Origin of the sequence: Sphaerotilus sulfidivorans, from assembly GCF_013426975.1 — a bacterium.
Taxonomy (GTDB): domain Bacteria; phylum Pseudomonadota; class Gammaproteobacteria; order Burkholderiales; family Burkholderiaceae_C; genus Sphaerotilus; species Sphaerotilus sulfidivorans.
The window spans coordinates 1-14996 of the sequence record NZ_JACCPY010000056.1; the positions used below are offsets into that span (position 1 = coordinate 1).

Here is a 14996-nt window from a genome sequence, read left to right on the forward strand (position 1 = left end):
CCGCCTCCTGCTTGAATTCCAATGTGTAGCGCGCCCTCGGCGCAGCCTTCGGCTTCGTCATTTCCGCTCTCCTTGCTGACATTGCATCACTCAGCATGGGAGACGGTTTCTGGGGGCAAGGTCAGTTGAAGGGATTCATGCAACCCGCCTCTCGGCAACGAGGGCGGGTTTTTTCTTGGCCGGACATGATCAGCCGGCGGCAAGGTTGCCGGACGGGCCCGCCGGGCCGGCGGGCGCCGACACTGCGTCACCGCCCCCACAGATCCGCTTCAGCGGCTCCGGGTGGCGGTCGAATACATCGACGCTCCGCTGCTGCTGCTTGTCCAGGCCGCGGCGCCCGTTCCCCGCCGGCACGCTGGCAGGGGGCCCCGCTTTTCCGCCCGATCGCCCCATGCCCGCGCAATCCAAGCCCAAGACCCTGACCCGGCTGCTCGACCTGCTGCAGGCCATTCCCCGACGCTCCTCTGTGTCCGCCCAGGATCTGCACACGCGGCTCACCGAGCGCGGCCACGCGGTGACGATCCGCTCGGTCCAGCGCGACCTGCAGATGCTGCGCGAGCACTTTCCGCTGGAAGTCAACGAGAACAGCAAGCCGCACAGCTGGCGGTGGGGCGTCGAGGCCGATCAGGGCATCGGCGGCATGAACCCCCACGAGGCGCTGATGGTGGCGCTGGCGGAAAAGCATCTGCGCACCGCGCTGCCCGGCCACATGACCGACAGCTTCGATACTGTCTTCGAGGAGGCCCACCGGCGGCTCAAGAAGATCGACGGGCCGGCCGGCATGCCGCGCTGGATCGACAAGGTGGCGGTGGTGTCGCCGGGGCTGATGCAGTTGGCGCCGGAAGTGGACAAAGGAATGCGCCGAGTCCTCTCCACCGCTTTGCTCAAGGGCGAGCAGGTCGAGGCCTATTACGCCCGTGTGTCGCCCACCACCCCGGACCGGGTGCATTCGCAGCGCTACATCCTGCACCCGCTGGGCATGGTGCTGCGCGGCAGCATCACCTATCTGATCGCCTCGCAGGGCTGGGGCAGGCCGCCGGGCTTCTACGCGCTGCACCGCTTCCGCCGGGCGCGCCCGCTCGGTCATCCGGTCGATCTGCCCAGCCCGGAATGGACGCTGGACGGCTGGCTCGCGAGCGGCCAGGCCCAGTTCGGCATGCACCCGGACAAGCCGCCCCTGGAGCTGTCGCTGGCCTGCTCCCAGATGATGGCCAACATGCTCCGGGAAGCGCCGCTCGGGCCCGATCAGGAGATCGGGTCGATGCCTGACGGCCGCCGCCATGTGCAGGTGACCGTGGCCGACACCTGGGAGCTGCGCTGGTGGCTGCAGGGCCGGTCCGCCGATGTGCAGGTGCTGGCGCCAGTCGCCCTGCGCGAGGCCATCCGCCAGAGCCTGAAGCAGGCGCTGGACATCTACGACGGGCAGTTCGTGATGCCGTTCACGGAGCGATTCGAGCCCGACTGAGCAGCGCTTCGGATGCGACAGGTTCTGTCGCAGCTCTCCCCACACTGACACATCTTGATACCTCAGGGGGAGCGATGAACGCGACAACCGATCACGCCATCACGGACAGCCTGTCCAGGCAAGGCCTCGACGAGCGCTATGCGCCCGTGATCGAGCTGTGGACCCTGCGCATCCTGTTCTCGCTGGACCAGCTCGAGCGGCGCCTGCGCGACAGGATGGCCGAGGCCGACGACTCGAAGCCGCCCTCGGACGCCGAGGGCACGCCGGATGCCGACGCGGCCTTGGACCGGTTGCTGGCCGAGATGAAGGCGCTGCGCGACCGGCACGAGGCGGCGTCGCCCGGACTGCCCCAGGACACGACGCTGGCGGTCAACATCGCCCGCCTGGGCGATCGGCTCGACCTGTCCGCCGTCGAGCGCGAGCTGCTGCACTTCGTGGTGCTGCAGCGCCTGTGCAGCGAGCTGACCGAGGCACTGAAGGAGGCTGGCGAGCTGAACCGGACGCAGACGGTGCGCCTGCTGTCGATCTGCCTGTCGCGCGCTCCCGCCGAGATCCAGCAGGCGCTGGCGCCCCAGTCGCGGCTGTGCGGCTGCGCGCTGCTGTCGATCGACGATGTGCGCCCCTACAGCTTCGAGCTCAAGATCGATCTGCTCAACGATCTGGCCGAGACGCTGCTGGTCGCGCAGGACGATCTGATCGAGCTCTTCCCGAACGCGGTCACCAAGGCCCCCGCCTCGCCGCTGGGACTGGACGACTTCGCTCATCTGCGCGAGGACCTGGCCATCCTGTCGACCTACCTGGAGGCTGCGGCACGCCAGGGCCGCCGGGGCATCAACATCCTGATCCACGGCCGCTCCGGCACCGGCAAGACCGAGCTGGCCCGGGTGCTGGCACAGGCCACCGGCCTGCAGCCGCTCGAGATCCCGGTGCGTCAGCCCGACGGCAAGCCGCAGGGCGGCAAGGCACGCTTCGACGCCTTCCGCTTCGCGCAGAACCTGCTGAACGGCGCGACCCCGACGGCGCTGATCTTCGACGAGGTCGAGGATGTCTTCGTGCACTGGTCGAGCGATCGCCACGGACGCCAGAGCAACAGCAGCGGCGTCAAGGGCTGGGTCAATCATGTGCTTGAGCACAACCCGGTGCCGACCTTCTGGCTGACCAACGATCTGCAGGGGCTGGACCTGGCCTACCGGCGTCGCTTCGACTATGTGCTGGAGCTGGAGGTGCCGCCGCAGCCGGTGCGCCGGCGCATGCTGGAGCGGCATCTGCAGGCGCATGCGCTGCCGCTGTCGCCGGCCTGGATCGAGCAGGTCTCGCGCCACGAGGGCCTGGCGCCGGGGCTGATCGAGCGGGCCGCGCGGGTCTGCGCCACGGTGGCCGGCGCCGAGCCCGGCGGGATGGCGCCGGAGCAGATCCTGACCCGGCTGATGAACAACACCCTGCAGGCGATGGAGATCGCCCGCCTGCCGTCCGGCACCGCCGCCCGCGACGCCGCCTACCGGATCGACTGGCTGCAGGCCGACACCGACCTGCAGGCGCTGCGCGACGGCCTGGTGCGCGAGGGCGGCGGCCGGCTCTGCTTCTGGGGACCGCCCGGCACCGGCAAGACCGAGTTCGGCCGCTACCTGGCCCGCGAGGTCGGCCGGCCCCTGCTGGTGCGGCGCGCCTCCGACCTGCTGTCGCCCTATGTCGGCGTGGCCGAGCAGCAGATGGCGCAGATGTTCGATCAGGCCCGGCGCGAAGGTGCGGTGCTGCTGCTCGACGAGGCCGACAGCTTCCTGATGGACCGCCGCGGCGCGCAGCGCTCCTGGGAGATCACGCAGGTCAACGAGATGCTGACCCAACTGGAGGACTTCGACGGCATCTTCATCGCCTCCACCAACCTGATCGACCAGATCGACCGGGCGGCCCTGCGCCGCTTCGATGTCTGCATCCGCTTCGGTCCGCTGAAGCCGGACCAGGCGCGCGGGATGCTGCAGAACCTGGCCGAGCACTGGGGCTGGCCGGTCGACGAGGCCAGCCTGGCCCGGGTGGCGGCGCTGGAGGCGCTCACGCCGGGCGACTTCGCCTCGGTGCGTCGCGGCGGCCGGCTGAGCGCGCCCCGCGATGTCCCGGACCTGGTGCGGCGTCTGGCGCAGATCTGCGAGATGCGCCAGGGGCACAGCCCCCGGGGCATCGGCTTTCTGGGCCCGCTGGAGCGCGGCTCCCAGCCGAGGCAGGAGATGCTGTCGTGAGCGGTGCCGATCTTCTTCTGCCGCTGATCGACGAGGTCGCCCAGCAGATCCAGGCCGCCGAGGCGCTGGTGGTCGCCGCCGGCGCCGGCCTGGGCGTCGATTCCGGCCTGCCCGATTTCCGGGGCAGCCGGGGCTTCTGGCAGGCCTATCCGGCGCTGGGCCGGCAGCGCCTGCGTTTCCAGGACATCGCCAACCCGGCCGCCTTCCGCCGCGATGCCCGTGTGGCCTGGGGCTTCTACGGCCATCGCCTGGCGCTGTACCGCCAGACCGTGCCGCACGAGGGCTTCGCGCTGCTGAAGCAGTGGATGGCCGCTCGGGCGCTGGGCGGCCGCGTCTTCACCTCGAATGTCGACGGGCAGTTCCAGCGGGCCGGCCTGCCGGACGTGCATGAATGCCATGGCTCGATCCACCTGCTGCAGTGCAGCCGCCCCTGCAGCGCGCGGGTCTGGTCGGCCGACAGCTTTCAGCCCGAGGTGGACGAGGCGCAGTGCCGGCTGACCAGCGAACTGCCGCGCTGCCCGGACTGCGGCGCGGTGGCGCGCCCGGCCATCCTGATGTTCGACGACGACGCCTGGGTCGAGGCGCCGTTCGAGCGCCAGGCCGACGCGCTGGACGACTGGCTGGCGCAGGTCCGGGGCCGCCGTCTGGTGGTGCTCGAGATCGGCGCCGGCTCGGCCATCGTTTCGGTGCGCAGCTTTGCCCAGCGTCTGGCCAGGGTGCCCGGCGTGCGCTGGATCCGGCTCAACCCGGACGGCTCGCGCCTGCCGCCCGGCCACGGGCCCAGCCTGCCGGGCGGTGCGCTGGAGCTGCTGCGCCGCATCCACGAACGCATGCCGGACCCGACATCCGCATGAGGGTCGCTCGCCACGCCGAGCGGCCCGAGTCCGATGTGTCCCTTGTCCCCTTTTCCCTTGTTCCCCTGTCAACCCAGAAGAGGTGTCTTCATGAGCAACACGATGTCCGATACCGCCCGCTACACGGTGCTGCTGAGCGACCTGAGCGCGCAGCGCATCCAGCAGTACGCCCAGGATCTGCAGTCGGGTCAGGCCCAGCCCGGGGGGCACCTCGCGAAGGTGCTGGAGACGGCCGAGGCGCCGGACACGCTGGTGTCGATGATCCAGGCCCTGTTCGACACCCGCAGGCCGCAGATCTTCGCCGAGAGCGCGGTCCGGGGCGAGGGCTCCGACTGGACGCTGCATGAGCTGGGGCTGCTGGGAGACATCAGCGTGGCCATGCCGGTGCAGGTGCATGACGACGGCGCGCATCACCAGCCGAACCTCCATGCCGAACCGATCGAGGCGACGCTGCTGTTCACGCCGGGCGCGCTGCTGGACAACGGGCACGACTGCACGCCGGCGGACTGGGACGAGGTTGTGCGCGACAACGCCTTGCATCGTCCGGGCTTCGTGCGGCTCTACGAGCGCCGGCTGCTGCCGGTACTGCTGCATGCCGACCAGGAGGCGGCGCGGCGGGGTCGCCGGGCGCTGGTCACGGTGCCGGGCCTGGGCTGCGGTGCGTTCGCCGGCGAATTCAAGGGCCGGATCGAGCCGCACCTGCTCGCTGCGCTGCAGGCGCTGCTGGACAAGCACGCCCACCGGCTGACCCATGTGGCGCTGGTGCGCTTCGATCCGTACAGGAGCACGCCGGACGCCGAACACCGCTTCGGCGCCACGGTGCTGCGGGTCCGTGCGCTCCAGGACCATCCGGACACGCCCCAGCTCTGCGCCCCCCGCGCCTACGAGGAGGCCGGCGACGACTTCTCCGACTGCGACCTGTTCAGCGTGGTGGCCTGGGACCATGTCTCCTGGCCGGGCAACGACTTCTACCTGGGCAGCCGCACCACCGATGACGGGGTGAAGGCTGCCGCCACGACAACGATGCGCCAGATGACCGGCATCGAGGGGCAGTACGACCCGCGGGGCTTCAAGTACCAGCCGCCCGCAGGCTGGCGCGACTGGGAGACGCTGATCCGCAGGCAAGGCCTGCGCTTCACGGTCACCGCGGAGCAGGTCCATGTTCACCCGCTGGGCTGACCGCACAGGAGACACGCTCATGACCGTACCGACCTTTCACAGCTACACGGTCCTCCGGGGCCGTTTCCATGCCGGCGAATATCCCGGCGCCCCCGACGAAGACGACGCCCGCGCCAAGGTGCAGGCCATGGTCGAGGCCGGCGTGCAGGCCTTCATCGACCTGACCCAGGACGGCGAGCTCGCGCCCTACGCGCATCTGCTGCCGCCCGGGATTCACCACGAGCGCCACCCGATCCGCGATGTCTCGGTGCCCGCCAGCGACGCGGTCACGCAAGGCGCGCTCGACGCGATCGAGCGCCATCTCGCCGCCGGGCGGCAGGTCTATCTGCACTGCTGGGGCGGCATCGGCCGCACGGGCGTGATCGTCGGCTGCTGGCTGGCCACGCAGCACGGGCTGAGCGGCCAGGAGGCGCTCGACCAGCTGGCGCAGCGGTGGGCCTGCTGCCCGAAGTCGAGGCGGCGGCCTGAATCCCCTGAGACGGACGAGCAGCGTGACTACGTCATCGGCTGGGCCCGCCGCGGCCATGCCACCTGACCCCGCCCTCGGACCGTCGGTCTTTGCCTTCTGCCCTTGTTCTTTGTCCCTGAAACAGGAGAGCTCCCCATGTGGCTGCTGACCCCGATTGGTTTCTTCAGCGTCGTCTGCAAGCCGGCCGATGCCGGCACCGGCATGCTGACGGTGCGCTCGCGCAACCAGGCCGACCTGGAGAATCTGCGCGAGCACTGGCTGCCGGAACTCGGCGAGATCCAGACCAGCTCGCGCAACGACTACCGCTACCGGGCGCGGGCACCGCGCGAGGCGGTGGCGCGGGCCATGAGCCGCGCCATCGAGGCGCTGGACTACGACAACTTCAAGAACCAGGTCTGGCGCACCCAGGGCAGCGCGCGTGCCCATGTCTACGGCGAGGTCTGGGAGGTGCTCCACGGTCTGCAGGGCCGCCCGGAGCATGAGCAGACCGTGCCGGTGGCGCAGCAGAGCTGATGCCGATGCAGCCGCGAACCGAACAGGTCCTGAGCCCGCAGACCGACGCCGCCGATGGCGCGAGGGTCTGCGATGTGCAGGCCACCGTGCTGCGCATCGTGCATCCGACGCTCAGGGCCGTGGATCTGTGCGACAGCCCGCATCTGCAGGAGCTGGACCTGCGCGACCTGGACGGGCGCGAGGACCTCCATCTGACCGTGCAGGGCTGTCCGTCGCTGGCCTGGCTGCGCCTGCCGGAGCAGGGCCGCGCCTTCGTGCACATCGATGGCGGCGAACAGCGCCCGGCCCTGCGCATCGATGCGCAGCTGGTCCAGCTCGACGCCTGCTGGCACGGGGGCAAGTTCATGCTCCAGGCCGAGCGCAATGCGCACTGGCGCTCGGCCCGGATCGGCCCGCTGTCCGGCCTGCCGCCGCAAGGAGCTCAGGACGAGCCGACGGACACGGAAGAGGTTCGGGTGGTGACCGGCTCGACGGGCGGGACCTCGCTGGTGCTGACGCCGTCCGACGGGAACCGCTGGCGCGAGCTGCTGCTGATCGATCTGCCGGAGCTGCAGCAGCTGCGCTGCGAGCTGCCCATGCAGCGGCTGACGATCAGCCAGGCCCCCGCGCTGCAGCGGTTCGATCTGCAGGCCCCGGTGGGACACATCGAGATCAGCGGCTGCGAGCGGCTGGCGCACATCACCGGCGCGGCGTCGACCGATCGGCTGGATCTGCGCGGCGGCAGCGGCGCCCGCGCCGGCGTCGAGATCGACCTCGCCGCCGGCCAGATCGATCTGGCGGGCAGCCCGCTGCGGACGCTGGTCCTGCGGCAGCCGTCCCGGCTGCGGCTCGAGCAGTGTCTGCATCTGCACAAGACCGAGCTGGCCACCGGCACGCGGGTCTGGTGCGTCGGGCATGTGCCGCTGTCGCTCGACGTGGTGGAGATGGCGGAGATCGACGACGGCACGTTCCGGCGGCTGCAGCAGGCCTGTGCCGATGGCGACCTGAGCGCCTGGAAATCGCTGTGCCATGTGCTGCCGATGTGCAGGAACGAGCTGCTGCCTGGCGTGCTGATGACGCTGCTGAAGATGCTGCAGTCGGGCATCGATGCCGCCACGGTCTGGAAGCAGCGCTGCCGGCTGGCCGCGCGGCTGATGGTGCCGTCCTCGCGCCAGCGTGCCGGTCATCGCCCGGCCTGGCGCTGGAGCATGCCCTCCGATCTCGGCGCCGATGGCTGGCGGGCCGACTGGCTGCTGTGGCAGGGCTGCCGGCATCTGCCTGACGCCGCCCGGATGGGGGCCGCGATGGCCGCCGACCTCTGCTATCAGACCGAGATCCTCGATCAGATGCTGGGCTGGTGGCTGCACGGCGGCAAGGATCAGCCGGCCTTCCCGGAATTCTTCACCGCAATGCTGGTCCATGCCCGCGATCGCCGGCCGATGCCGCAGCCGACCCGCCGATATCTGGTCAGCCTCTCGATCTCGATGCTGCGACCCGGGGCATCGCCGGTGCGTCACCACCCTGCGCTGCGTCAGGCTGCGCACGACTTCCTGCTCAAGCATCTGCCGCGCTGCCAGGTCCTGGCCCTGCTGGCCCATCAGATCCGGCAGGACCCGGTCGAGGTCCGCAGCGTGCTGGTGCGGCTGCTGGCCGACCCGCCTCACCAGGGCGACTCCCGGCTGTCCGGCCCCGAGTTCGGTCAGCTCGCGCGGATCCTGATCCTGAGCGGACGACTGCCGGAAGGATTCCGGCCGATCTCGACCCTGGATCACCCTTTTCCGCACCACCTTCTGGAGGCCGCCTGATGTCTTTGCCCCATTTCATGCACGAGGACGAAGCGCCTCGCACGTCCCGCCAGGACGCGACCCTGACGCCGTCAGCCACGATCGCGCAGGTGCGCACGCTGCTGCGCCACCAGCTGCGCCAGCTCGAGCAGCCGGGCGGCGCGGAGCGGATGGCGCCGCTGATGCTCTGGGGTGCGCCCGGTGTCGGCAAGAGCACGGTGATCCGCGAGCTGTGCGCCCAGGAAGGCATCGGCTTCATCGACATCCGGCTGTCGCAGCGCGAGCCGGTGGACCTGCGCGGTCTGCCGGTGCCGCAGGGCGATCAGGTGCGCTGGCTGCTGTCGTCCGAATGGCCGCGCGACCCGGACAGCCGCGGCATCCTGCTGTTCGACGAGCTCACCGCCGCCGACCGGATGCTGCAGGTGGCGGCCTACGAGATGATCCTGGACCGGCGGCTCGGCGATCTCTACCAGGTGCCGCCGGGCTGGCTGATCTGCGCGGCCGGCAACCGGCGCGAGGACCGGGCCGTCAGCCAGCCGCTGTCGAGCGCGCTGGCCAACCGCTTCTGTCACCTGGAGCTGAAGGAGGACCTGCCCGCCTGGATCGTCTGGGCGCAGCAGCGCGATCTGCACCCGATGGTGATCGCCTTCCTGAAGTACCGCCCGCACTGCTTTCTCGACATGAGCGGCAGCATCGAGCGCGGCTGGCCCAGTCCGCGCAGCTGGGAGCGGGTGGCGCATGTGCTGGCCAGCGGCGACGAGCTCGACGCCGCCAGCCTGGAGCTGCTGGTGCACGGCCTGGTCGGCACCGCGGCGGCGACCGAGTTCCTGGCCTTCATGCACCTGCGCCAGGAACTGCCAGACCTGGATGCGATGCTGCTCGGCGAGATGGCCTTCGACCTGCCCGAGCGCATGGATCTGCGCCATGCCTTGGCCACCGGCCTGGCCCAGCACCTGTGGATCGGTCCGCAGGAACAGCGCGAGCTGCGGCTGACCCATTTCCTGCGCGCCGGACTGGCCTTCGGCAGCGACTTCGCGGTGATGTCGATGGTGGCGGCCCTGAAGCAGCTCGAGCAGGACGATCCGCACGGCGACAAGGCGCGCGCGCTGTTCGCCCACCCGCTCTACACGCACTGGACCGAGCACCACGGATCGGCGCTGGTCACCCGCGACGCCTTGCCGCCGGCATCGAGCACCCCGCCCGTGCGGAGGCGGCGTTGAAGCCGATCCCCTGCGGCCTCGCGTCCGACGCGGCCGCCCCCGTGCTGGACGAGGCGGCGCGCCGGCGCTGGCTGCAGCAGCTCGAGGACGACCGCTCGCGCTTCCTGCTGCGGCACCCTTTCACCGCGTCGCTGACGCTGCATCTGGCCGTCGAGCTGGTGACCGATCCGCGCCTGCCCACCGCCGCCACCGATGGCCGCAGGATCTACTTCAACCCGGATTTCCTGGCCACGCTGGATGCCGAGCAGCGCCTGTTCGTGATGGCGCACGAGGTCTGGCACTGCGTCGCCGGGCATCTGAGCCGGCAGCAGAACCGCCAGGCCCGGCGCTGGAATCTGGCCGTCGACCATGAGGTCAACTGGCTGCTGGTGCAGGACGGCTTCAAGCTCCCGCCGGGCGCCGTGCTCTTTCCGGGACTGCGGGGCTGCAGCGCCGAGCAGGTCTACAGCGCCCTGCTCGACCGATCAGCCCAGGATCTGCCCACCTCCTTCGATCTGCATGAACTGCCCGAGGGCATCGGCCAGCCGATGGACGGGCCGCTGCGATCGCAGTGGCAGCAGCGCCTGCGCGACACCCTGGAGCGGCATCGCCACCAGGGTGACCTGCCCGAAGGACTGGCGAGGCTGCTGGATCACGTCCCCACCGACGCCCAGCTGCCCTGGCGGGTCGTGCTGCGGGATTTCATGCTCGGACGCCAGGCGCGGCGGCGCGGCTGGGAGCGGCCCTCTCGCCGCCACTGGCACCGCGGCCTGTGGCTGCCCGATCTGCGCCCGGACGGCTTGCGCCTGATGCTCGCGCTGGACACCAGCGCAAGCACCCGCCGGCTGCTGCCGATGTTCATGGCCGAGATCACCGCGCTGCTGAAGGTCGAGCATGCGCTGGAGCTGACCCTGGTCGAATGCGACACCCACATCCGCCGGGTGCGCACCTTCCGCTCAGGCGACGACCTGAGCGCGCTGGCCGGCATGCGCCTGCGGGGCGGCGGCGGCACCGATCTGCGCCCGCCCTTCGATCTGGCCGCCCAGGATCCCCCCGATGCGCTGATCTTCCTCACCGACGGCGACGGCCGCGCCCCCGGACAGAGCCCGAACTTCCCCGTGATGTGGGTACTGCCCGAACTGGCAACCGCCCCGGTCGAATGGGGAGAAACCCTGATTCTGTACAAGGAGTCGACATGAGCAAAAGCACGCCCGCGAGCTGGCAAGTCTGTGCAACCTGCACGCATTGGACCGGTACCCGCCAGGCCTCGACCTTCCGTGATCGTGCCGAATACGAGAATGATCGTGTTCGTGGCGAGTGTGTCGGGGGAGGATGGAATCGAACGCAGCGAGCGCCCTCGGCGTCCTGCCACAAGTGGGTCAAGTGGGCTGTCCTGAAATGACAAACTGGCCAGATTGTCGGTGACTGCAGACCATTTCCTCCCCATTCATCAACCCATCGCTCGTTGAGCGAAAAATTGCAAACCGGGCCTGCGCCCAAGGAGACAAGACCATGCCCTGGGAAAAATTCAAGGTCAAGAGCCGCGGCGCATCCAAACTGCTCAACATGACCACGAACGAAATCGTGGACTGCAGCTATGAGCGAGGCACGGTTTCAACCGGAAAGAGCGATGTCTTTGGAGGTTATTACATCAAAATAAATACGGATGATTTCGAAGTCACGGCACATGACCCGTCCTACTCGGAGACCTACACCGTTGCATTGAAGGAATGCAACGAGAAGCTGAAGCGCTTGGGATTCTTGCTGCTGGCTGCGGGGAATTCTGCCGATTACAGTGAATCGGCGATGAGTGGTGGCTCAGGGTATGGGTACTCAAGAGAAATGGGGGGGAAAGTTGACATCTTGGCGCATGTAGCGCAGGCACGGCAGGGCACACTCTGAGCACGACAGACTGTTTTGCTGACACCAGGGGGCGCACATGAGTACCAAGACCATCGATAATTTCTTCACCGGCAAGACGCTGGTGATTCCAAGCTATCAGCGCGACTACGCTTGGCGAGAGCACAACGTGAACGACCTGTTCGCCGACATCGAGGAAGCGCTGGCGGCCGGCGGAAGCCATTACCTTGGCACATTCATCTTGTCGCATACGGACAGTCCCCAAACGGTGAATGTTGTCGACGGGCAGCAGCGCCTGACCACGCTGACGATGTTGCTGCATGAGCTCATCGCGGTAGTGCAAGACCCAAGCATCAAGCAGTACTTCCACAGTTTATTCATCCAGCACCCGATTTCTGGATTCAAGTTCAGGGTGATGGGCGAAAACGAGGAGTTCTTTCGACAACTGCTGGATGGAAAAGCCGTCCAGGCACAATCGGATGGTCAGGATCGGTTGCAGGCGGTGCACAGCTGGATACGCATGCGTGTACATACACTGGAGCAGTCGGGGGAGCAGAAAACCATCACCCGCTGGCTGCAGTGCATCAGCCAGATGGAAGTCCTGGAGTTCATCGAGCCCAACGAAGGCAAGGCCATTCGCATGTTCCAGTCGGTCAACGACCGGGGCGTGCCCTTGGCACGCATGGACATCGTCAAGAGCCTGCTCATCTACTACTCCAATCGCTATCTGGATGCCCAGCTCGACAACCACATCGCGGAGAAGTTCGGACAGGCTTTTCGCAGTTTCAGCCGGATCAAGCGGCTGGGTCGCGAGCCGGGCTACAAGATTCGCCAGATCGACCGCGATGACTTCCGCGAGGACGATATGCTGCGCTACCACTATCTCGCGTTTGACGCCTCAAGGTGGGAAGTTCCCAGCGGCGTGGACTTTACCGCCACGTCCAGAACGGTGCTGGTAGATTTCCTGAGGCCGGCATTGAAGACACTGTGCGCCGACAGTGAAAAACTCAGGGCCTTCATCCTCGCCTACACCAATGACCTTGCCGATTTCTTCAAGGGCCTGGAGGCGTTGGTCGAGCAGACTCGGGAAAACCGCGAGGCCTATCTGCTTTGGGTTGTGCAAGACCTATCGGCCACGCTTTACCCGCTCATCATTCACCTGCACCTGAAAGGGTGGACAGGGTCAGCGGGCACCTGCGATCCACGCACGCTCGCGGAGCTGCTGGCACTGGTCGACCTGCGGGTTTTCAAGTTGCGAGGCACCAACCCGCAGGCAGGTATATTCAATATAACCCAGTATATTGGCACAACACCGGTCAATACGGATGAAGAAAAATCGTTTGTAATCAATAAGGTTGCAAGTGACCTGATTGCGTTCTGCAAAAAATTCATGCCTGACCATCTGATGATGATTTGCCTGGACGAGGACATGTACCGCAATCCTGCCATGCAACGCATCTTGCTGCAAATTGATGAGGACAGCAGGATTGCCGTGGGCCAAAATGCATTGGACCTGGAAACCCTGGTGCAACTCGTCAGAGGTGGCCTGACGGTCGAGCATGTATTGCCCCAGAACAATACAAACTTCAACGCCACCTCATACGGCTTCCTGGATCAAGCCGACTACGCCCTGCTGAATCATCGCCTGGGAAATCTGCTGTTGATCGAAGCAAGCATCAACAGCGCCTGCAGTAATAAGACAGTCGCAGAAAAAGTCACCGAGCAAAATTTGTATATCAGCTCCACGCTCCGCTCCGTGCACCGATTTGTGGCGGAATGCGCGACTCGGACCCCGCAGTTCGGCAAGAGAAATCTGCTCGGACGGACGAAGGGCATCGCCGATGCGATTGTCAGAAAGTGGCCCTTGAATGGCTGAGAAACCAGCGCCGCAATGAATCGCCCCAGCTTCCGCGAACGCTTCCTGATTTGAAAACTTGGAGCCAAGATCAGGGCAGGGCCCAGGCAGGGCGATTGCATTAGCCAAGTCCCCGGTTGAGTGGTAACAATCCCGCCCGACCTCGCCCCCCCCCCAAGACACGATGCAAGACCACCCGACTGCCACCCCAGGCGACGAGCTGATGCAGCACTTTGAAGACCTGGCTGATCCGCGCCGGCAGAGCGGGCGCTTCCAGTACCCGCTGCAGGAACTGCTGCTGACGGCGCTGTGCGCGGTGGCGGCCGGCGCCGAAGACTGGGTCGATGTGAGCGAGTGGGGCGAGTTCAAGCTGGAGTGGCTGCGGCGCTTCCTGCCCTTCGAGCAGGGCATCGCCTCGCACGACACGTTCAGCCGGGTGTTCGCGATGCTGGACTCGGTGCGCTTCGAGGCCTGCTTTCGCAGCTGGATGGCGCAGATCTGCCCGAGTCTGGCGCAGGAGCACATCGCCATCGACGGCAAGACGCTGCGCGGCTCGCGCACGGCCGACGGGGCCTTGCACCTGGTGACGGCCTGGCACTGCGGCAAGGGCGTGACGCTGGGGCAGATCCGGACGCAGGCCAAGAGCAACGAGATCACCGCGATCCCGGAGCTGCTGGCCGGGCTGGACCTGCGCGGTGCCACGGTGACGATGGACGCGATGGGCTGCCAGAAGGCGATCGTGCAGCAGCTGGTCGACGAGGGGGCCGGCTACATCATCGGGGTCAAGAACAACCAGCCCACGCTGGCCCAGGCGGTGCAGGGCCTGCTGGAGCAGGCCCCGGCCAAGGCCGACGGGCGCACCTGGCACGAGCACAGCGAGACCGACAAGGGCCACGGCCGCATCGAGACGCGGCGCTGCGTGGTCTGCCATGACCTGAGCGCCATCGCGCCGGTGCTGCAGGACTGGCCCGGCGTGCGCAGCGTGGTGCTGGTGCAGTCCACCCGCCAGCCGGTGCGCTCAGGGCGCTTCGGCCCGCGCAGCACCGAACAGGCGCCCGAGCCGAGCTGGCGCTACGTACGTATTCACGCCCCCCTCCTTGACACGCCCACCCAGCCCGTCAACCCGCTGAAGCCCGCGTAGACAGCACGGGCGCGAGGCCGGAGAGTCAGGCCCGATGGTACTCACGCCCCCCTCCTTGACACGCCCACCCAGCCCGTCAACCCGCTGAAGCCCGCGTAGACAGCACGGGCGCGAGGCCGGAGAGTCAAGCCCGATGAACTAGCCCTCATCCCCCGGTACGTATTCACCCCCCCTCCTTGACACCCCCAGCCCCGCGCATCCCGGCAAGTTCAACTTGCCAGGACACCACGCACAGAAGGTCAGGAAGGTGAGGCGCCGCCGCCGTACTCAGCCGCCCGGCAGCAGCGACGGCATCGGGCCGGCGCCCAGCCAGGCGCGCAGCGCCTGCTCCATCCAATCGCGCAGGTCGCGGCCCTGGCGGCGGCAGCTCTCCATCGCCGAGAAGCCCCGGGCGACGAACTGCTGCCCGCGCATGGAGCGCGTCGGGCCGCTGATCTTGCGCTTGAGCACCACCGTGCGCAGCG

General features: G+C 67.8%; 12 protein-coding genes and 1 pseudogene. 12 read left to right on the forward strand and 1 reads right to left on the reverse strand.

Translation table 11 applies throughout. The features are described from left to right. The first annotated feature begins 391 nt into the window (after window positions 1-391). The 12 genes from HZU84_RS19215 to HZU84_RS19270 all read left to right on the forward strand — a co-directional run bounded on the left by HZU84_RS19215 (window position 392) and on the right by HZU84_RS19270 (window position 14532). Window positions 392-1465 (forward strand): helix-turn-helix transcriptional regulator, encoded by a 1074-nt coding sequence (locus HZU84_RS19215; protein WP_149501946.1) that lies wholly within the window; start codon window positions 392-394, stop codon window positions 1463-1465. A 74-nt stretch (window positions 1466-1539) separates the two neighbouring features. Beyond that, window positions 1540-3699 carry an AAA family ATPase gene (locus tag HZU84_RS19220; RefSeq protein WP_149501948.1) on the forward strand — a complete coding sequence of 720 codons (2160 nt, stop codon included), beginning with the start codon at window positions 1540-1542 and terminating at the stop codon, window positions 3697-3699. After that, window positions 3696-4553 carry an SIR2 family NAD-dependent protein deacylase gene (locus HZU84_RS19225; protein ID WP_180693090.1) on the forward strand — a complete coding sequence of 286 codons (858 nt, stop codon included), beginning with the start codon at window positions 3696-3698 and terminating at the stop codon, window positions 4551-4553. The genes HZU84_RS19220 and HZU84_RS19225 overlap by 4 nt, the downstream gene beginning before the upstream one ends. Window positions 4554-4643: 90 nt before the next feature. Then, entirely contained in the window at window positions 4644-5732 is a 1089-nt protein-coding gene (locus HZU84_RS19230; RefSeq protein ID WP_149501950.1) for an ADP-ribosylhydrolase MavL family protein, read from the forward strand. Window positions 5733-5751: 19 nt separating this feature from the next. Then, window positions 5752-6267, forward strand: coding sequence for a protein-tyrosine phosphatase family protein (locus tag HZU84_RS19235; protein WP_149501952.1), 516 nt, complete (start codon window positions 5752-5754; stop codon window positions 6265-6267). A gap of 69 nt (window positions 6268-6336) precedes the next feature. Beyond that, window positions 6337-6714, forward strand: coding sequence for a hypothetical protein (locus HZU84_RS19240; RefSeq protein WP_149501954.1), 378 nt, complete (start codon window positions 6337-6339; stop codon window positions 6712-6714). A gap of 5 nt (window positions 6715-6719) precedes the next feature. Continuing rightward, window positions 6720-8498 (forward strand): hypothetical protein, encoded by a 1779-nt coding sequence (locus HZU84_RS19245; protein WP_149501956.1) that lies wholly within the window; start codon window positions 6720-6722, stop codon window positions 8496-8498. Further along, window positions 8498-9697, forward strand: a complete 1200-nt coding sequence (locus HZU84_RS19250; RefSeq protein WP_219341017.1) for an ATP-binding protein — start codon at window positions 8498-8500, stop codon at window positions 9695-9697. The genes HZU84_RS19245 and HZU84_RS19250 overlap by 1 nt, the downstream gene beginning before the upstream one ends. Then, complete coding sequence (locus tag HZU84_RS19255; protein WP_180693091.1) at window positions 9694-10875, forward strand: vWA domain-containing protein; 1182 nt, start codon at window positions 9694-9696, stop codon at window positions 10873-10875. The genes HZU84_RS19250 and HZU84_RS19255 overlap by 4 nt, the downstream gene beginning before the upstream one ends. Before the next feature lie 313 nt (window positions 10876-11188). Then, window positions 11189-11578, forward strand: a complete 390-nt coding sequence (locus tag HZU84_RS19260) for a hypothetical protein (RefSeq protein WP_149501960.1) — start codon at window positions 11189-11191, stop codon at window positions 11576-11578. Window positions 11579-11615: 37 nt separating this feature from the next. Then, a complete protein-coding gene (locus tag HZU84_RS19265) occupies window positions 11616-13412 on the forward strand; it encodes a DUF262 domain-containing protein (RefSeq protein ID WP_149501962.1) in 1797 nt (598 codons plus the stop codon). A 202-nt stretch (window positions 13413-13614) separates the two neighbouring features. Continuing rightward, the gene (locus HZU84_RS19270; RefSeq protein WP_180693092.1) at window positions 13615-14532 is read left to right on the forward strand and encodes an ISAs1 family transposase; all 918 of its coding nucleotides are present in this window, start codon (window positions 13615-13617) and stop codon (window positions 14530-14532) included. A gap of 267 nt (window positions 14533-14799) precedes the next feature. Here the strand turns inward: HZU84_RS19270 and HZU84_RS19275 are convergent. Beyond that, window positions 14800-14996 (reverse strand): annotated as a pseudogene (locus tag HZU84_RS19275) (IS66 family transposase); the annotation flags it as partial.

Excerpts from the sequence above, each read along its gene's own strand:
- HZU84_RS19215 (WP_149501946.1), top strand. The coding sequence starts at position 392 with ATGCCCGCGCAATCCAAGCCCAAGACCCTGACCCGGCTGCTCGACCTG.
- HZU84_RS19220 (WP_149501948.1), top strand. The coding sequence starts at position 1,540 with ATGAACGCGACAACCGATCACGCCATCACGGACAGCCTGTCCAGGCAA.
- HZU84_RS19230 (WP_149501950.1), top strand. The coding sequence starts at position 4,644 with ATGAGCAACACGATGTCCGATACCGCCCGCTACACGGTGCTGCTGAGC.
- HZU84_RS19235 (WP_149501952.1), top strand. The coding sequence starts at position 5,752 with ATGACCGTACCGACCTTTCACAGCTACACGGTCCTCCGGGGCCGTTTC.
- HZU84_RS19240 (WP_149501954.1), top strand. The coding sequence starts at position 6,337 with ATGTGGCTGCTGACCCCGATTGGTTTCTTCAGCGTCGTCTGCAAGCCG.
- HZU84_RS19245 (WP_149501956.1), top strand. The coding sequence starts at position 6,720 with ATGCAGCCGCGAACCGAACAGGTCCTGAGCCCGCAGACCGACGCCGCC.
- HZU84_RS19250 (WP_219341017.1), top strand. The coding sequence starts at position 8,498 with ATGTCTTTGCCCCATTTCATGCACGAGGACGAAGCGCCTCGCACGTCC.
- HZU84_RS19260 (WP_149501960.1), top strand. The coding sequence starts at position 11,189 with ATGCCCTGGGAAAAATTCAAGGTCAAGAGCCGCGGCGCATCCAAACTG.
- HZU84_RS19265 (WP_149501962.1), top strand. The coding sequence starts at position 11,616 with ATGAGTACCAAGACCATCGATAATTTCTTCACCGGCAAGACGCTGGTG.
- HZU84_RS19270 (WP_180693092.1), top strand. The coding sequence starts at position 13,615 with ATGCAGCACTTTGAAGACCTGGCTGATCCGCGCCGGCAGAGCGGGCGC.